Genomic DNA, 19035 nt, shown 5'->3' with positions numbered 1-19035 from the left:
TGACACGGATGCTGCCGCTGACGTGGACGCCGCGGCCGATGTGGATGCTGCCGCCGACACCGATGCTGCTGCTGATGTGGATGCTGCCGCTGACACGGATGCTGCGGCCGATGTGGACGCTGCGGCTGACACGGATGCTGCTGCTGACGTGGACGCTGCTGCCGACACCGACGCTGCGGCCGATGTGGACGCTGCTGCCGACACGGACGCTGCTGCGGACCTCGACGCTGCTGCTGACGTGGATGCCGCCGCTGACACCGATGCTGCTGCCGATGTGGATGCTGACGCTGACACGGATACTGCTGCTGACGTGGACGCTGCTGCCGACACCGACACCGATGCTGCGGCTGACACCGATGCTGCTGCTGATGTGGATGCCGCTGCGGACACGGATGCTGCCGCTGACGTAGACGCCGCGGCCGATGTGGATGCTGCTGCCGACGCGGACGCTGCTGCGGACCTCGACGCTGCTGCTGATGTCGATGCTGCTGCGGACTCCGACGCTGCCGCTGATGCGGATGCTGCCGCTGATGTGGATGCTGCTGCTGACGTGGACGCTGCTGCTGATGTGGATGCCGCTGCTGACGTGGATGCTGCTGCTGATGTGGATGCTGCTGCTGATGTGGATGCTGCTGCGGACACGGATGCTGCCGCTGACGTAGACGCCGCGGCTGATGTGGACGCTGCGGCCGACTCCGATGCTGCGGCTGATGTGGATGCTGCCGCCGATGTCGACGCTGCTGCTGACACGGACACGGACGCTGCCGCTGATGTGGATGCTGCTGCTGATGTGGACGCCGCTGCCGACGTGGATGCTGCTGCTGATGTGGACGCCGCTGCCGATGTGGATGCTGCCGCTGATGTCGATGCTGCTGCTGACACCGCCGCTGACGCGGACGGCACTGATCTCGACTTGAACGCGGACGTCGACGCGGACACCGCGACTGACGCGGACGCTGCTGCTGATGTGGATGCTGCTGCTGACACCGATGCCGCGGCCGACACCGCCGCTGACGCCGACGGCACCGATGTCGACTTGAACGCGGACATCGACGCGGACACAGCGGCTGACGCTGACGCGGACACGGCAGCTGACGCCGACACCGCGACTGACGCGGACACGGCAGCTGACGCCGACACCGACGCGGACACCGCAGCCGACGCCGACACCGCGGCTGACGCCGATGGCGACACCGACGCCGGCGACGAGCGTCAGGCGACCGTCAAGTGGGTGATGGTCATGCGCGGTACCGGGGAGATCCAGGAGGTCTACGCCACCGGCTTCGAGCCAGGCGAGACGGTCTCGGCCACGGTGTTCTCGACGCCGTTCGCTCTCACCCCGGTCGTCGCAGACGCCTTCGGAAACGCCATCCTCACCTTCCCCGTCCACTCGGCGATGGAACTGGGCAACCACCGGGTGGAGGTCTCCGGATCCGTGACCGGCGAGCTGCCGCTCGAGCGTGAGGCGACAGCCTTCACGGTCATCGAACCGGCCGCCGCAGCGGGGTCACGCCCCGGTCTCCCAAGCACTGGCTTCGACGGCCTGTGGCTCGGGGGACTCGGCGCCACGATGCTCCTCCTCGGAGGTGCCTTCGTGGCTACGCGACGGGCGCGTATGGAGTGACCCCGCTGCGTGGGCCGCGCCGCATTCGGGTCGGCGCGGCCCACTCCTTCTCCCGCGGACGGCACCACCGAACGGGTGCCCCCGCGGTTCATCACCACCAGCACCAAGGAGGAACCGTGACTCCGATCACACGACCATCCGCCGCCCTGCGACAAGCTCAGGGGCCGGCACAAGCTGAGGGACCGGCACAAGCTCAGGGACCGGCACACCATGAGGACCCGGGCCTGCTCGAGGAACCCCACCCCGAGCGACCGACCGCTGAGCCCGTCGACGGCCAGGGACGCTCCACCCGCCGACACCCCGGGGGAGCGACGCCGGCACCGCCGGGGCGCGCCGCGCGCATCGCCGCCGCGGTCTCGATCGCCCTCGTCGGTGTCTACGTCGCCGGCACCCTCGTGATCGTCTCGCCCACCACACCCGTCCGCGGTACCGTGGTCGCGGCGGCCGGCCCCTACTTCACGCAGAAGTGGAACGTGTTCGCGCCGAGCATCATGAAGACGAACATCACGTTCTCCGTCCAGGCGCAGTGGCGCGACGCCGACGGCGCTCTGGTCAAGTCCGACTGGGTCAACGTCACGGAGCTCGAGCAGCAGGCCGTCCCCGGTCACGCCGAGCCGTCGCGCATCCAGAAGTCGTCCTGGAACGCGATGCTCGCCTACAACGCCCGGTATCTCGCGCTCGACGCCGAGCAGCGGGAGCTCGTCCGCGACACCTTCATCCAGCGCGCCGACGGTGGCGGCTATCGCGCCCAGTCGGCCGAGTCACTCATCGCCGACCTCGAGGCCGTGGGCGGGACGCCGAGCACCGGGCGCGGCGACATCGTCCGGTTCCTCCGCTACGACTACATGCTGAAGGAGTACGCAACCGCGTTCTCCACGGCGTACTTCGACGAGGACGTCGAACGGGTCAGGTGGCGGATCGACCGCACCCGCCCGAACGACTTCGAGAACCGGTTCTCCGAGGAGCAGCAGTTCGACGCCACCACCGTCACCTTCGGCTGGCGGCACGTGGATGACGTGATCGACGCCGAGACGCTCGCGGTCTACCGCGACGTGATCAGCCGCTACGGAGGTGCACGATGAACGCCGTCCGCACGTGGTTCGACCGCTTCACCGGATGGGTCACGGGTGCCAAGCACGCCGGGTACAGCCTCTCCGCGCTGCGCATCCTCTACGGGATCGCGATCGTCAGCTTCCTCCTCACGAGCCTCGCCGACCGGCACTACCTGTGGGGTGTCGCGTCCCGATGGGTGGATCCGGAGGCCAGACGTCGTGCCTGGTTCCCGCTGTTCGAAGTGGTGTTCACGAAGGACAGCGCCTTCCTCTTCGACCTCGCCTACGGGGCGTTGATCGTGCTGGGCGTCCTGTTCCTCATCGGCTGGCAGACCCGCTTCGTCACGCCCGTGCTCCTCGTGTTCTGGGTGGGGCTCGCGACGAACAGCACGGTGCTCACGAACGGTGGCGACACGATCCTCCGCATCACCCTCCTCTTCCTCGTGTTCGCGAACCTCTCGCGGCACTGGTCGGTCGACGCGTGGCTCGCGCGTCGGCGGGGCCGGGAGCCACGCCCCCTCCTGCGCGGGCGTCTCGCGATCCCCGAGTGGTTGGGGAACGCGGCGAACAACACCGCGGTGCTGCTCTGCGGCTACCAGATCATGCTCGTGTACGTGAACTCGGGCATCTACAAGCTCATGGGTCCGGAGTGGCGCGAGGGGACGGCGTTCTACTACTCGCTCGTGCTCGACGTGTTCCGCCCGTTCCCGGCGCTCAGCGACCTGGCCTGGCAGATCGCGCCGTTCGTGTGGGTCGCGACGTTCCTGTCGGTGTGGGTGCAGCTCCTGTTCCCCGTCCTCGTCCTCTGGCGGCCGACCCGCATCGTCGCCCTCGGGTTCACGATCCTCATGCACCTCGGCATCGGGCTCTTCCTCGGGCTGTGGCCGTTCTCGCTCGCGATGATCGCCCTCGACCTGCTGTTCGTCCGCGACCGCACCTGGGTGGCCACCGGCCGATGGGCGACGCACGCCGGGGGAGTCCTCCGCCAACTGCTGCCCGATCGCTCGGCGTCCGTCGGGCGCGAGGCAGCGGAGCGACCTGTCACGACGGCGGCCGGTTCGCCGTCGTGACACCAACCGTCTCGCGCGTTCGGGTGCGAGACGAACAGGCGGTCGGCGCCACGGTTGCGCCGACCGCCGCCTTCTTGTCCGTCCCGGCCCTCGAACCGTCCCCGTGCGTTCGCCCCTTTTTGGGCGAGTGAACGCTCCCTCGCCCAAAAATGGGCGAATGAATGTACCCGGATCTGTGTTTCCCTGTGTTTGTGTGATACTTTCTTCGCACTGCAAGCCTGCAACACCGGAAACGAAGGTCAAGGACGACGCATGTACGCGACGGAGCGGCACGAGCACATCACCAGCCGGGTGAAGACGAGCGGACGGGTCTCCGTCGCCGACGTCTCCCGGGAGCTGGGCGTCACCGCCGAGACCATCCGCCGCGACCTCGACCAGCTCGAGTCCTCCGGCATCCTGCGCCGGGTCCACGGCGGTGCCGTCTCCGCGGCCCGCGCGTCCGTCGCCGAGGCCAGCCTCGCCGAACGCCAGGACCAGCGCCGCGACGCGAAGGCGACGATCGCCCGTGCCGCCCTCCGCCTCATCCCCGACACGTTCAGTGGTTCGATCGTCATCGACGCCGGGACGACCACGGCGCACCTCGCCGACCTCCTCGTCACCTGGCGGCCGGCCGTCGCCGGCCAGACGCTCACCGTCATCACGAACTCCGTGCCGATCGCGGCGACGCTCCACCACTGCGACCACGTCGAACTCCACCTGCTCGGCGGTCGGGTCCGCGGCATCACGAGCGCCGCGGTCGGCAGCACCACCGTCGACGAGCTCGGCCGTTTCCGTCCCGACATCGCCTTCGTCGGCGCGAACGGCGTGAGCGCCGACTTCGGCCTGAGCACGCCCGATGAGCTGGAAGGGGCCGTGAAGTCCGCGATCGTCCGCGGTTCCCGCCGGGCCGTCGTCCTCGCCGACGCCGCCAAGCTCGGCGAGGAGGCGCTCATCCGCTTCGCCGCCCTCGATGAGACCGACACCGTCATCACCGACGAACCCGTCGCGGCGGAGCTCGCCACGGCCTTCGAGGGCGCCGGCGTCGAGGTGGTCGTCGCATGATCATCACCCTGACCGCCAACCCCTCCCTCGACCACACCGTCGAACTGCCGGGCGTCGTCGAGCGTGGCGAGGTCCTCCGGGCACTCGCGAGCCGTGAGCAGCCGGGTGGCAAGGGCGTCAACGTCTCACGGGCCGTCGCCGCCGCCGAACTGTCGACCGTCGCCGTCCTCCCCGGTGAGTCGAGCGACCCGATGGTCGAATCGCTCCGCGACCAAGGCATCGACGTCCTCGCCGTCCCGACCGGGCAGCCCGTGCGCCGCAACATCACCCTGACCGAGCCCGACGGCACGACGACGAAGATCAACGAGCCGGGGCCGCTCCTCAGCGAGGACGACGCCACTCGGCTCGTCGACGCGACCGCCCGTGCCGCGGCCGGCGCCGAGTGGTTGGTCGTCGCCGGCTCCCTGCCGCCCGGCCTCGCACCCGACTTCTACGCCAGGGTCGTGCGGGCCGCCCGGGCGCTCGCCGCCGACGGTCGTCCGCTCGTCGCCGTCGACAGCTCCGGCGCACCGCTCGCCGCCCTCCTCGCCGCCTTCGCGGACAGTGGTGAACGCGTCGACCTCATCAAGCCCAACGGTGCCGAACTGGCCGAACTCACCGGCACCGCGTCCGGCGAGGACATCGAGGCCGACCCGGCGCTCGCCGCCGCCGTCGCTGCGACACTCGTCGGCTCTGCCGAGGCGCCCGGCCCCGTCGTCGCCGTCCTCGTCACCCTCGGCTCGCGAGGCGCCGTCCTCGTCGAAGCCGACCAGGCCTGGTTCGCCCAGGCCCCGAAGATCGTGGCGCGCAGCACCGTCGGCGCGGGGGACTCCTCCCTCGCCGGCTACCTGATCGCGCACACCGCAGGCCTCCCGCCTGCAGCCCGCCTCGCGCAGGCCGTCGCCCACGGAGCCGCAGCCGCGGCGCTCCCCGGCAGCGACGTCCCGGCGCTCAGCGAGACCGACGCCGCAGCCATCGACGTCGGCCCGCTTCCGCATCTCGACAGGCTCGGTGACCGGGCGTTGCACCTCATGCGTCCCTGATCCACCGACCACGTACCAACCGAAGCAGCAGCAGCATCCGTTTCGAAGGAGAACCCAGATGTCCACCCCATTGATCACCACCGGCCTCGTCGCCCTCGACGCCGACCTCGGCACCGATCGCGCGGGCGTCATCCGCGCGCTCGCCGAGCTCGTCGTCCGGGCCGGCCGTGCCACCGACACCGACGCGTTGTTCGCCGACGCCTGGGCTCGCGAGAGCAAGACAGACACCGGCATCCCCGGCGGCATCGCGATCCCGCACTGCCGTTCCGCCGCCGTCACCGAGCCGACGCTCGCGATGGCCCGCGTCTCGCCGCTCGTCGACTTCGGTTCCGACGACGGCCCCGCGGACCTCCTCTTCTTCATCGCCGCTCCGGATGGTGCCGATCAGGCGCACCTGGCACTGCTGTCGAAGCTCGCCCGCTCGCTCATCAAGCCCGAGTTCGTGACCTCGCTCCGTGAGGCCCCCGACGCAGCAGCCGTCGTCTCCCTCGTCGAGGGTGCGCTCGGCGACGCCCCGAAGGCCGCCACGGCACCCGCTGCGGAGCGCGCCGCCTCGGCTCCCGTCGAGTCCGCGGGCGAGGCGAACCGCCCCGTCCTCATCGCGGTCACGTCCTGCGCCACCGGCATCGCCCACACCTACATGGCGGCCGACTCGCTCGCCGCCACCGCCAAGCGCCTCGGTGTCGAACTCCACGTCGAGACGCAGGGCGCGTCCGGCGCGACCCCGCTGCCCGCCGATGTCGTCGCGAAGGCGCAGGCGGTCATCTTCGCGGTCGACGTGGACGTCCGCGACGTCGCCCGCTTCGCCGGCAAGCCCGTCATCAAGGCGCCGGTCAAGCGCGGCATCGATGCGCCCGAGCAGCTCATCAACGACGCGGTCGCCGCGATCTCCAACCCGAACGCCCCGCGCGTCGCCGCTGCGGCGGGTGAGGCGTCCGCCTCGACGTCGGACAAGAAGGACGCGAACGTCGGTCAGTCGATCAAGCGTTGGCTCCTCACGGGTGTCAGCTACATGATCCCGTTCGTCGCCGGTGGCGGTCTCCTCATCGCGCTCGGCTTCCTCCTCGGTGGGTACAACATCACGGAGAACGCCGGCAAGATCATCGTCGAGAACAGCCTCGCGAACCTCCCGGCGGGCGGCCTCGGCACCTACCTCGGTGCCGTCGCGTTCTCCATCGGTGACGCGTCCATGAAGTTCCTCGTCCCCGCCCTCGCCGGCTACATCGCCTACGCGATCGCCGACCGACCGGGCATCGCGCCCGGGTTCGTCGCCGGTGCCGTCGCCCTCCTCATGAGCGCCGGCTTCCTCGGCGGACTCGTCGGCGGTCTGCTCGCCGGTGGTGTCGCCTACGGCCTCGGCCGCCTGAACGTGCCGCGCTGGCTGCGTGGGCTCATGCCCGTCGTGATCATCCCGCTGCTCGGCTCGATCGTCGCCTCCGGTCTGATGATCCTCGTCCTCGGTGGTCCGATCGCCGCACTCATGGGTGGCCTCAACACGTGGCTGTCCAGCCTCACCGGTGTCTCGGCGATCCTGCTCGGTGTCATCCTCGGCACGATGATGGCGTTCGACCTCGGTGGCCCCGTCAACAAGGTCGCGTACTCGTTCGCCGTCGCCGGTCTCGGTGCCGGCACGCTCGCCAACCAGGCACCGTGGCAGATCATGGCCGCCGTCATGGCAGCCGGTATGGTGCCGCCGCTCGCGATGGCCCTCGCCTCGACCGTCCTCAGCCGTCGTTCGTTCACCGCCGTCGAGCGGGAGAACGGCAAGGCGGCCTGGCTGCTCGGCGCCGCGTTCATCAGTGAGGGTGCCATCCCGTTCGCCGCCGCCGACCTGTTCCGCGTCATCCCGGCGTCGATCCTCGGTGGTGCCGCCACCGGTGCGCTCATCATGGCGACGGGCGTCACGTCGCAGGCACCGCACGGTGGTGTGTTCGTGTTCTTCGCGATCGGCAACTTCGCGATGTTCGCCGTGTCGGTCCTCGTCGGCACCGTCATCACCGCCGTCGCCGTCGTCCTGCTCAAGCGGTTCGCCCGCCGTCGCCCGGTGGAGGGTGCGGACGCCGCAACCTCCGCCGTCGGCACCGAGCAGGCGACCGTCCGCCCGGCCACCGTCTGACCCACTCCGGGCCTGATCCACAGCCGGACCTGATCCACTGGTCAGGCCCGTCCACTCGACACCGAACCTGAGAAGGAGCATCATCATGGCCGAACGCCAAGCCACCATCGCCAGCCGCGTCGGGCTGCACGCCCGCCCCGCCAAGCTCTTCATCGAGACGGTCAAGCGCCAGCCGGTGCCCGTCACGATCGAGCTCGGCGACTCCGGGCCGCTCGACGCCTCCAGCATCCTCACGATCATGAGCCTCGGCGCCACGAACGGTGACGTCGTCACCCTCCGTGCCGAGGGCGAGGGCGCCGACGAGGCGCTCGCCGAACTCGCCGGCCTCCTCGAGACGGACCTCGACGCCGAGTAGTCACCCGCAACGACGGAACCCCGCCACCCGAGTCAGCTCGGGTGGCGGGGTTCCGTCGTTGCTGCCCTTCGACAGGCTCAGGGACCGGAAAGGGTCTGGTCACTGAGCTTGTCGAAGTGCGGTGTTCGTCGGGTGCCCTTCGACAGGCTCAGGGACCGGGGATCCGGTCACCGAGCCTGTCGAGGCGCGGTCGGCTAGGCCGAGCGTCGGCGTCGCGCGACGAGCACGGAGCCGAAGCCGACGATGCCGAGCAGCAGTGCGACCAGCCCGACGGTCGACACGTCGACACCCGTGCGCGACAGCGAGTCGGCACCCGTGGTCGAACCACCCGAGGGTGAGCTCGTGCCGTCACCGCTCCCGACCGTGCCGCCACCGGAGCCCGTGCCGGGCCCGGTTCCGGGGTTCGTGCCCGGGTCGGTGCCGGGATCGGTTCCCGGGTCCACCACGGCGGCCAGGACGGTCACGGGTGCGGACGTCGTCTCGACCGGCGCGAAGCCGTCGGCCGAGACCGCGACCCGAACCGCGAGCGCGGCACCGGCACTGCCGGCGGGCGGGGTGAACGTCGCCGTGTCGGCCCCGTCCATCACCTCGTCGTCGAGCAGCCACGCGTAGACCACGGTCGCGTCCTCCGGGTCGAGGACGACCGCCGCGGTCGTCGCCACCCCTTCGCGCGCCACGCTCGAGAGCGTCGCGGTCGCGACCGCCGTCCGGGCGAAGGTGATCGTCGTCGACTGCGTGGTCGTACCGTCGGCCGCCGTCACCGTGATGACGACGCCGTCGCTCGCGTCGGCCGCAGCACGGGCTGCAGCAGCCGGAGCAGCGGCGAGCGGTTCGATCGTGACCGTCGCGTCGCGGTCGGCGGGGACCGCATCGATCACGGGATCCGCGGAACCCGCCAGCGGCACCTCGTACTCGAGGACGCCTGCGTCGAAGCCCTCGACCGGCGTGCCGTTCACGCGCAGTGCCGCGAGGCCGGCTTCGGTGGCGACCGACGGCGCGAGCGCGTAGATCTCCACCTCGGAGACGACCAGGTGCGTGTTCGGGTAGGCCGTCATGACGACGCGCACGGCCGTGGTCGACACGCCACCGAGGTCGACGTCGACGACCGGCGCCGTCCCGCTCGCAGGCACGGTGACCGCTCCGCCCGGTGCGTCGATCCACGTCCCGTCGGCGTCGCGGTACTGCACCGTCAGCGCACTCGGCCAACTGTTCGTCCCACCGTCCTTGTAGGCGTAGAACGTCACATGCTCGACCGTCTGCGCGGAACCCAGCTCGTAGCTGAGCGTGTCACCCGCCGGCTTGTCCGACGAGCGCCAGTTTGACCAGCCCTTGTCGGTGCGCACGCCGTTCGTCGTGTTGCTCGCGGGGTAGCCGGACTCCGTCGACGTCGCACTCGCGACGGTCGTCGGGTCGGGAGCGATGTTGCGCTCGCCGGGAGCCGTCACGATGACCGACAGGAGTGCGTCGATCGGTGCGGCTGCCGGGTCGTTGGAGACCGCAGTGCCCGTCACCCGGACGACGCCGGGTTCGGCGAAGTCCTCGTCGGTCAGCGAGTCGACGTCCCACGTCACCGCGGCGTCGAAGCGGTTGGCGCTCGCCCCGATCTGTGCGGGGACGGTGGCCGGGACGGCGTCGATCACGGCGCTCGCCGGTGTGCCGGCGGCGACGGTCAGCGAGACGGGCTCCGTGCTGGTGAACCCGCCGATGTCGACGGTCGCCTGGGCGGAGAAGATCGTTCCCCACCCATCCGTGCCGGACCCGGTCACGACGATTGTGCCGGGGGTGTTCCAGTCCACCGCCGAGGTGTCCCACGTGACCGGGACGGGCGAACCCTGCACGGTGCCGTAGAGCGGTACGACGGTGCCCGGCAGCGCGGCAGGCACACCGGCGATGGTCTGCGCCACGACCGGCTGGACACCGGTGAGGGCGATGTCGACGAACGCCCACGTCTGGTTCGCGCCGTTGTTCGACTGGTAGACGCCGACCGCGGCACCCGTCGTGGTCGACTGGCCGCCGACCTCGAGGGCCTGACTGGTGCCCGCGTTCACGAGGCTCCACTCGGCGCCGTTCGTGGTCGTGGGGATCCACTGCAGGGACGGGTCGGTCGCGGCCTGTTCCCGGGTCGCGGTCACCAGGGAGGTGCCGGCCGACGTCGCGGCGAGGAGTGCGCCCGAACCGCTGCGCATCGCATACCGGTCGGTGCTGGTGCCCCCGCCGGACAGGAGCTCGGCGGTCCAGACCTGTGCGGCACCGGTGGTGGCGTCGGACGCGCGAGGCGCGATCGTGCCGGCCGGGACCGTGCCGGTGGTGCTGGACGCGGTGAACGCCTTCGCGCTCTGCTTGCCGACGAGCTGGTAGCCGTGCCCGTCCTGGAACGGTGCGGCATCCGCGGCGACACCGGTCGCGCCATCGACGAGGAAGGTGGTGACCGACTTCGCCGGGACGGTCAGCGTCGCCTGCTTGGTGACGGGGTCGATCGCGACGGCCGCGCCCTCGACGAGGGCGTTCGCCGTCACATCGTCCGCGGGGGACTCGGTGGTGACGACCGGGGTGACCGTCGCGCCCGGGGCGATGTCCGCGAACTTCGACAGGTCGATGGTGATCGTCCGAGCGGAGGTCGACGGGTTCGCGTGGACGAGCGTCGCACCCGTGCCGTCGGCGCGCAGGGCCGTGGTGGTCTCCGCGTCGGTGGAGGGGATGAGGTGGTCGCCGGGCTGCACGTAGTGGGTGAAGTTGCGGAGCGTGTTGTACTTCGCGTTCGTCTGGACGGAGCAGCTCGGATCGGCGTCACCGTCGGCGATGCGGCGCTCGGAGTCGCCCTCGGCGTTGCAGTCGAAGTCGATGAGCACACTGCCCCAGTTGAGCTTCTCGACCTTCTCCATGTTGTAGAGGTCCTCGACCGGCTGCCAGAGGACCCAGGCCGTCGGCTCGAGGTTCCGGAGGTCGTCGATGAGGTGCGTCGCCATCCCGATGCCGTTGTCGATGTTCGTGAGGTTGTGCTGGCCGCTGGAGTCCCAGTCGCCCTCGACCTCGCTCATCCAGAGCGGCTTGCCGGCGGTCTTCGCGATGTCGCGTGCGACGACGCTGCCGCCCTGTCCGTAACTGTGGACGTTCAGCTGCGTGACGAGGTCCTTGGCGGTCTGCGACCAGCCGTTCCAGTTGGTGGCGAAGATGCCCGGGTTGGTCTCGTCCATCGCGGCGATGACCGCCTCGGTGGACGTGCCTTCGGCCGCCAGGCGCTCGGCGAGGGCCTTGATGACGGTGTCCTGCATGGCGGGACCGATGTGTGCGCCCTCCTGCCGGCCGCCCTTCGGCCAACCCGTGGCCTCGTCGATCTGCGTGCCCCAGTAGTTCGTGTTCGGCTCGTTGAACGGGTCGATCGTGTCGAAGTCGATGCCGGTGTCGGCCTCGAGGTGGTCGACGACGGTGGTGAGGTACGCGACGAAGTCGTCGACGCTCTCGGGCTTCAGCTGCTCGTCGGCGGCGTTGTAGTTCCCGGAGACGTAGCCGCTCTCGGTCATGAAGTACGGCGGGGAGTTGCTGAAGGCCTCCCACTTCGTGATCTTGTCCTTGAGGGCCGTGAGCCACCAGCGTTGGGTCTCGTCGGCGGTGAAGTCGTAGGAGGCCGGGTCGTCGGCGTCCCAGGCGGCGGCGTAGCGGTCGCGGTCGGCGTAGTCGGAGGTGATCGGTCCGTCCGCGTCGCTCGCGCCGAGGTCCGGGTTCCACCAGCCGTCGACGGCGCCGCCGGCGCGGAGGTAGGGCGGGACGTCGCTCGCGTTGCCGCCGCCGATGTTGTACCGCGCGATGTTGAGGTTGAGGCCGTCCTCGCCGAACACCTTGTCGAAGAGGTCCTGGCGGACGTCGGCGGGGTAGTCGCCGGTCGCGTTGGCGAACCAGACGAGGCTCGTGCCCCAACCCTCGAAGGCCTCGTTCTGGTAGGCGGGGTTCGGCGTGATGGTCAGGGCGGTGCCCTCCGCAGCGGTTGCAGGCGTCGCCTCCACGGTGGCGAGGGCTGGCGCGATCGCGGCGATGCCGAGGGCGACCGCGACGGTCGCTCCGATCGTTCGGCGGCGGACTGGTGACGGCAGTGTCATCGGTGGTTCCTTCGTTGGAGGCCGTGGAGCAGATCGATGTTCACGTGAACATTCCGCGACACGACGTCGCGATGTTCACGTCAACATTTCCGACGAGTATGGGCGACCCCTCACTCGGGTGTCAAGGGTGCCGGTCAGCGCGTGGGTGGGGGAGCGGTGCTCGCGCGCACGACGAGGCGGGTCGGCGTCAACGGCTCGGAGGACGCCGACGGGCCCTCCTCGATCTCGCGGAGGAGGGTCGTGATCGCCCGTCGGCCGATCTCGTCGAAGTCCTGGTGCACCGTCGTGAGCGGCGGCCAGAAGGAGTCGGACTCCGGGGTGTCGTCGAAGCCGACCACGCTGATCGACCCCGGCACGGCCCGCCCGCGTTCGTGCAGGGCGCGCAGGAGTCCGAGCGCCATCTGATCGTTCGAGGCGAAGACGGCGGTGATCTCCGGGCGCTCGGCGATCTCGAGGCCGATCTCGTAGCCGGAGGTCGTCGACCAGTCACCACGGAACGCGGGTGGCGGCGTGATGCCGGCCGCGCGCAGGGTGTCGCCCCAGCTCTGCTCCCGACGAGCCGCCGAGTAGGAGGTGCGGGGTCCGGCGATGTGCCACACGCCCTGGTGCCCGAGGTCGAGGAGGTGCTGGGTGGCGAGTGCCGCACCCTGCGCCTGGTCGTTGTCGACGACCGGGTAGTCGGTGCGCGCGGCCGAGTCGATGACGACGACGGGCAGGCCGGCCGGCAGCTCGACGTCGGCGCCGTCGACGATGTGTGACTCGATCACGATGATGAGCCCGTCGACGTCCTGCTCGCGGAGGCTGTCGAGCGCGACGGCGACATCGCGCTGCGTGGGGTACTCGACCGGGACGACGGTGACGGAGTACCCGGCCCGCGCCGCCTGCACGGTGATCGCATCGAGCGTGCGCATGTTGCCGTAGGAGGAGAGGGTGAACATCGTGATGCCGATGCTGCGGGTGCGACCGGATCGGAGGGCGCGTGCGGCCCGGTTCGGGCGGTAGCCGAGTTCCGTCATCGCCTCGAGGACGCGGTCGCGGGTGGTGTCGTCGACGTTCGTGAGGCCGTTCGCGACACGCGACACCGTCTGCGAGGAGACGCCGGCGTGGGCGGCGACGTCCGCCATGGAAGGCGCACGTCTGGCGCGGCCGGGCGCTCGCCGAGTGGTGTCCGTCATGGTCTCCCTATCGTCGCATCCATCCTTGCATGTTGACGTGAACATGCTATGGTACCGAACAGATGTTGACGTAAACATCACCGACGACATCCCCACCACGCCACACCGCACGACGGTTCCACCCGAATCCAGCAAGGAAGCTGCCCATGACCACCACGACCGCTCGCACCGGCCGGCCACCAGCGGTCCGCGTCCACCGCCGCGACCGCCGGGATTGGAAGGGGTGGGCGTTCATCGCCCCCTTCATGATCGTCTTCGCGCTGATGATCATCGCGCCCCTCGTCTACGCGCTCTACCTCAGCTTCTTCCAGGAGAAGCTCATCGGTGGCAACGCCTTCGTCGGGTTCGACAACTACCTCCAGGTCTTCCAGGACCCGAAGTTCTGGGAACCGTTCGGCCGCGTCGCGCTGTTCTTCGTCGTGCAGGTGCCGATCATGCTGGCCCTGTCGCTCACGGCCGCACTCGCGCTCGACAGCGCCCGGCTGCACGGCGCCGCGTTCTTCCGCATCGCCCTCTTCCTGCCGTACGCGGTGCCTGGCGTCGTCGCCGCACTCATCTGGGGCTTCATCTACGGCGACCAGTTCGGGCTCGCGGGCAGCTTCAACGACCTCGTCGGCGCGCAGATCCTCGAGCCGTTCAGTTCGCAGGCCGTCCTCGCCTCCATCGGCAACATCGTCACGTGGGAGTTCATGGGCTACAACATGCTCATCTTCTATGCCGCCCTCCGGGTGGTGCCCGGCGAGATCTACGAGGCGGCCGAGATCGACGGCGCCGGACAGTTCCGCACGGTCTTCAGCATCAAGATCCCGGCCCTCCGCGGCGCACTCGTCATCGCGACGATCTTCTCCGTCATCGGCTCATTCCAGCTCTTCAACGAGCCGAACCTGCTGAAGAACCTCGCCCCCAACGTGATCACGAGCAACTTCACACCGAATATGTACGCCTACAACCTGTCCTTCGCGGGGCAGCAGTTCAACCTCGCGGCGACGGTCGCGATCATCATGGGCGTCATCACCGCCGTCATCGCCTACGTCGTGCAGGTGCGCGGCTCCCGACAGGAGAACAGCTGATGGCCACCGTCTCGAACCCCACCGTGCGTCCGCAGACCGTCTCGACGAGCACCGCCCGCAACGCACGCGCCTTCGACCGCCCCACCCGGAAGCGCCACGATCCGCGACGCAAGCGCTCGCTCGTCCTGACGATCGTCATGGCCGTGTTCCTCATCTACTCCGTCGTCCCGATCCTCTGGCTCGTCATCAACGCGACGAAGTCACAGCCCGACCTGTTCTCGTCCTTCGGCCTCTGGTTCGGCGACGGCGGGTTCAACCTGTGGCAGAACATCGTCGACACCGTGACCTACCGCGACGGCCAGTTCGTCGGCTGGTTCGGCAACACGCTCCTCTACGTCGTCGTCGGCGCCGGTGGGGCGACCCTCCTCGCGACGATCGGCGGCTACGGGCTCGCGAAGTTCCGGTTCCCGGGCAAGCGTGCGGTCTTCGCGATCATCCTCGGCTCCATCGCGGTGCCCGGAACCGCGCTCGCCGTGCCGACGTTCCTCATGTTCAGCCAGCTCGGCCTGACGAACACGCCGTGGGCTGTCATCCTGCCCTCGCTCGTCAGCCCGTTCGGCCTCTACCTGATCTGGACGTACGCGGTCGACGCCGTGCCCACCGAACTGCTCGAAGCGGCACGGATGGACGGCGCGGGGGAGTTCCGCACCTTCTTCACGATCTCGCTCCGGCTGCTCGGTCCCGGCATCGTCACGGTCCTCCTCTTCGCGATCGTCGCGACCTGGAACAACTACTTCCTGCCGCTGATCATGCTCTCCGAACCCACCTGGTACCCGCTCACCGTCGGCCTCAGTCAATGGAGCGCGCAGGCCACGGGTGTCGCGGCCCAGCCGATCTTCAACCTCGTGATCACCGGATCGCTCCTGACCATCGTCCCGATCGTCATCGCGTTCCTCTTCCTGCAGCGCTTCTGGCAGTCCGGCCTCAGCGCCGGCAGCGTCAAGGGCTGATCTGCTCCCGTCCGTCCGGTCCCTGAGCTTGTCGAAGGGCACCGGTCCACAACCGCTTTCCCCCGGTCCCTGAGCTTGTCGAAGGGCCACCAGCACCACTCCTCCTCCCAACGCAGTGAAAGGAAACACCCATGAAGCGCATCTCACCGTCCCGCACGGTCCTGCGCCGCGCGGCCACGGCGGCCGTCGCGTCCGCGATGATCGGAGCCTCGCTCGTCGCCTGCTCGTCCGGCGGCGGCACCACCGCCTCTGGCGACGCCAAGGACATCGAATCGGCCCTCGAGGCCGGTGGCGAGCTGACCTACTGGTCGTGGACCCCGTCCGCGGAGGCCCAGGTCGCCGCGTTCGAGAAGGCCTACCCCAAGGTGAAGGTCAACCTCGTGAACGCGGGCACCAACACCACCGAGTACACGAAGCTGCAGAACGCGATCAAGGCCGGCAAGGGTGCCCCGGACGTCGCGCAGGTCGAGTACTACGCCATCCCGCAGTTCGCGCTGAGCGACTCCCTCGTCGACCTCAACGCCTACGGCTTCGGCGACCTCAAGGACGACTACAGCCCCGGCCCGTGGAGCTCCGTCAACATCGGCGACGGCCTGTACGCCCTCCCGCAGGACTCCGGCCCCATGGCCATGTTCTACAACAAGACGGTGTTCGACCAGTACGGCATCGCCGTCCCGACCACCTGGGACGAGTACATCGCCGCCGCGGCCCAGCTGCACACCGCCGACCCGTCGAAGTACATCACCAACGACTCCGGTGACTCCGGCTTCGCAACCAGCATGATCTGGCAGGCCGGTGGACGTCCCTTCACCGCCGACGGCACCAAGGTGAGCGTCAACCTCGCCGACGAGGGCTCGAAGAAGTGGGCCGACACCTGGAACCAGCTCGTCGAGGGTGACCTGCTCTCCGACGTCCCCGGGTGGAGCGACGACTGGTACAAGTCGCTCGGCAACGGCAGCATCGCGACCCTCATCACCGGTGCCTGGATGCCCGGCGTGCTCGAGTCGTCCGTCGCCGAGGCCTCCGGCCAGTGGCGCGTCGCCCCGATCCCGACCTACGACGGCAAGCCGGCCAACGCCGAGAACGGCGGCGGCGGCCAGGTCGTGCTCAAGCAGAGCAAGAACCCGGCGCTCGCCGCGGGCTTCCTCAAGTGGCTGAACAACGACGAGGAGAGCGTCAAGGTCTTCCTCGACAACGGCGGCTTCCCGGCGACCACCGCCGACCTGAACTCCGACGAGTTCCTCTCCGCGGCCCCCGAGTACTTCGGTGGACAGAAGATCAACGAGGTGCTCGTCCAGGGTGCCAAGGACGTGTCGACGGGTTGGCAGTACCTGCCCTACCAGGTCTACGCGAACAGCATCTTCGCCGACACCGTCGGGCAGTCCTACGCCAACCGGGCAGACCTGAACGACGGTCTGGCCGACTGGCAGAAGCAGCTCGTCGAGTACGGCAACACGCAGGGCTTCACGGTCACCGAGAAGTAGTCGTCCACCGGCTCCGGTCCCTCCCGGAGCCGGTGGCCCGGCCTGCAGCGAGACCGCGGGCACCTGCACCACCAGCACCATCGACCGTGGCCGGTCGGCGGACCCGCACGGGTCTCGCCGGGCCGGCCACGGTCGCTCCATCCCGACCTCTTCATCACGGAGCCCCAGCATGCCCACGTTCTCCATCGGCGCCGACGACTTCCTGCTCGACGGCCAGCCGTTCCGGATCCTCTCCGGAGCCCTCCACTACTTCCGGGTGCACCCCGAGCAGTGGGCGGACCGCATCGCGAAGGCGAAGCTCATGGGGCTCAACACGATCGAGACGTACGTGGCCTGGAACCAGCACAGCCCCGAGCGCGGCGTGTTCGACACCACCGGCACCAACGACCTCGAGCGCTTCCTCGACCTCATCGCCGAGGCCGGCATGTACGCGATCGTGCGCCCCGGCCCCTACATCTGCGCCGAGTGGGACAACGGCGGGCTGCCGGGCTGGCTGCTCCACGACCCGGAGCTCGGACTGCGTCGGAGCGAACCCCGGTACCTCGCGGCCGTCCGCGAGTACTTCGAAGCGCTCCTCCCGATCGTCACCGCGCGGCAGATCGACCGCGGTGGACCCGTCATCCTCGTGCAGGTCGAGAACGAGTACGGCGCCTACGGCGACGACCACGACTACCTCCGCACCCTGACCGCCTGGACCCGAGAGCTCGGGATCACCGTGCCGCTGACGACGGTCGACCAGCCGACCGCGCAGATGCTCGAGGACGGAAGCATCCCCGAGCTGCACAAGACCGGTTCCTTCGGCAGCCGTTCGCTCGAACGCCTCGCGACCCTGCGGGAGCACCAGCCGACCGGGCCGCTCATGTGCTCGGAGTTCTGGGACGGCTGGTTCGACCACTGGGGCGAGCACCACCACACGACCCCGGTGGCGGAGACGGCCGCCGACCTCGACGCGCTGCTCGCCGCGGGTGCATCGGTCAACATCTACATGTTCCACGGCGGCACGAACTTCGGGTTCACCGGCGGCGCGAACGACAAGGGGCAGTACCGCTCCCACGTCACGTCCTACGACTACGACGCCCCGCTCGACGAGGCCGGTCACCCGACGGAGAAGTTCTTCGCCTTCCGCGACGTGATCGCGAAGTACGCCGAGGTGCCGACGGAGGTCCCGCCCGCCGCGGCGGACGCGCCGGCGTTCACCGCCGCGTTCGAGTCCGAGGTGCCCTTCGCGCAGGTCGCCGACGAGCTCGCACCGCTCGAAGCGTTCGACCGGATCCCGACGATGGACGAACTCGGGGCCTTCAGCGGTCTCGCACGCTACCGTGCGCGGCTCGGTGGACGTGGCGGCGTGCTGCGGTTCGCCGAGGTGCGCGACCGCGTCGTCGTGTCCGTCGACGGCGTGCCGGTCGGGACGCTGACCCGCGAGTTCCAGGAGCGTTCCCTCGTGATCCCGGCGGGCGAGACGCTCGAACTCCTCCTCGAGAACCAGGGACGCGTCAACTACGGCAGACGCCTCGGTGAGCCGAAGGGCATCATCGGGCCCGTGTCGCTCGACGGCGTCGAACTGGCCGCCTGGGGGATCGCGCCGATCGCCCTCGACCGACTCGACGAGGTCGTCGACGCCGCGGCGTCGCGGACGCTTGGCGCACGGATCAGCGGTGCCGGCCCGGTGCTGCTCACCGCGACCGTGACGCTCGATGCACCCACCGACCTGTTCCTCGACACCGCCGCCTGGGGCAAGGGACTCGTCTGGGTGAACGGCTTCCTGCTGGGCCGCTACTGGTCGCGGGGGCCGCAGCACACGCTCTACGTCCCGGGAGGCCAACTGCGTGCGGGGGCGAACCGGTTCACCGTGTTCGAGTTCCACGCGTTGACCGCGCCGGAGCTCTCCTTCCTGGCCCGTCCGTCGCTCGGTCCCGTGGAGTTCTAGGCGCCGTCCGAGCGGTGGCCGTCCGCTTCCATCGGCGGCCCCGATGTCGGGGGCG

At 69.6% G+C, this 19035-nt stretch carries 13 protein-coding genes; 11 read left to right on the top strand and 2 right to left on the bottom strand.

The features are described from left to right. Positions 1-238 precede the first annotated feature (238 nt). The 7 genes from ASE44_RS18650 (at position 239) to ASE44_RS00310 (ending at position 8280) form a co-directional block, all read left to right on the top strand. Positions 239-1624, top strand: coding sequence for a hypothetical protein (locus ASE44_RS18650; RefSeq protein ID WP_162235714.1), 1386 nt, complete (start codon positions 239-241; stop codon positions 1622-1624). A 116-nt stretch (positions 1625-1740) separates the two neighbouring features. Continuing rightward, the gene (locus ASE44_RS00335; protein ID WP_056776365.1) at positions 1741-2706 is read left to right on the top strand and encodes a DUF5819 family protein; all 966 of its coding nucleotides are present in this window, start codon (positions 1741-1743) and stop codon (positions 2704-2706) included. After that, positions 2703-3746, top strand: a complete 1044-nt coding sequence (locus tag ASE44_RS00330) for an HTTM domain-containing protein (RefSeq protein WP_056776363.1) — start codon at positions 2703-2705, stop codon at positions 3744-3746. Before ASE44_RS00335 ends, ASE44_RS00330 begins: the two co-directional genes overlap by 4 nt. Before the next feature lie 252 nt (positions 3747-3998). Then, the gene (locus tag ASE44_RS00325) at positions 3999-4787 is read left to right on the top strand and encodes a DeoR/GlpR family DNA-binding transcription regulator (RefSeq protein ID WP_056776360.1); all 789 of its coding nucleotides are present in this window, start codon (positions 3999-4001) and stop codon (positions 4785-4787) included. Continuing rightward, positions 4784-5809: a 1-phosphofructokinase family hexose kinase gene (locus ASE44_RS00320; RefSeq protein WP_056014450.1), complete on the top strand. Its 1026-nt coding sequence runs from the start codon at positions 4784-4786 to the stop codon at positions 5807-5809. The genes ASE44_RS00325 and ASE44_RS00320 overlap by 4 nt, the downstream gene beginning before the upstream one ends. A gap of 58 nt (positions 5810-5867) precedes the next feature. Continuing rightward, positions 5868-7925: a fructose-specific PTS transporter subunit EIIC gene (locus ASE44_RS00315; protein WP_056776358.1), complete on the top strand. Its 2058-nt coding sequence runs from the start codon at positions 5868-5870 to the stop codon at positions 7923-7925. Positions 7926-8010: 85 nt separating this feature from the next. Continuing rightward, positions 8011-8280: an HPr family phosphocarrier protein gene (locus ASE44_RS00310; protein WP_056014456.1), complete on the top strand. Its 270-nt coding sequence runs from the start codon at positions 8011-8013 to the stop codon at positions 8278-8280. Between the two features lie 194 nt (positions 8281-8474). Here the strand turns inward: ASE44_RS00310 and ASE44_RS18105 are convergent, their stop codons facing one another. Continuing rightward, a complete protein-coding gene (locus tag ASE44_RS18105) occupies positions 8475-12374 on the bottom strand; it encodes a glycoside hydrolase (RefSeq protein WP_082455554.1) in 3900 nt (1299 codons plus the stop codon). 134 nt (positions 12375-12508) lie between these two features. Next, positions 12509-13549 (bottom strand): LacI family DNA-binding transcriptional regulator, encoded by a 1041-nt coding sequence (locus ASE44_RS00300; protein WP_056776355.1) that lies wholly within the window; start codon positions 13547-13549, stop codon positions 12509-12511. A 146-nt stretch (positions 13550-13695) separates the two neighbouring features. On the opposite strand from ASE44_RS00300, the gene ASE44_RS00295 reads away from it, so the two are divergent. The 4 genes from ASE44_RS00295 to ASE44_RS00280 all read left to right on the top strand — a co-directional run bounded on the left by ASE44_RS00295 (position 13696) and on the right by ASE44_RS00280 (position 18980). Further along, on the top strand, positions 13696-14619 hold the full coding sequence (locus tag ASE44_RS00295; RefSeq protein WP_056014464.1) for a carbohydrate ABC transporter permease: 924 nt from the start codon (positions 13696-13698) through the stop codon (positions 14617-14619). Continuing rightward, positions 14619-15569, top strand: a complete 951-nt coding sequence (locus ASE44_RS00290; protein ID WP_056014467.1) for a carbohydrate ABC transporter permease — start codon at positions 14619-14621, stop codon at positions 15567-15569. The genes ASE44_RS00295 and ASE44_RS00290 overlap by 1 nt, the downstream gene beginning before the upstream one ends. Positions 15570-15700: 131 nt before the next feature. Next, entirely contained in the window at positions 15701-17053 is a 1353-nt protein-coding gene (locus ASE44_RS00285) for a sugar ABC transporter substrate-binding protein (protein ID WP_056014470.1), read from the top strand. A gap of 169 nt (positions 17054-17222) precedes the next feature. Beyond that, complete coding sequence (locus ASE44_RS00280) at positions 17223-18980, top strand: beta-galactosidase (protein WP_056776353.1); 1758 nt, start codon at positions 17223-17225, stop codon at positions 18978-18980. Positions 18981-19035 lie beyond the last annotated feature (55 nt).

The sequence above is a fragment of the Plantibacter sp. Leaf1 genome, from assembly GCF_001421315.1.
Lineage (GTDB): Bacteria > Actinomycetota > Actinomycetes > Actinomycetales > Microbacteriaceae > Plantibacter.
The sequence above is the reverse complement of the archived record's forward strand: the minus strand, read 5'-3'. Positions and strand labels throughout refer to the sequence as shown.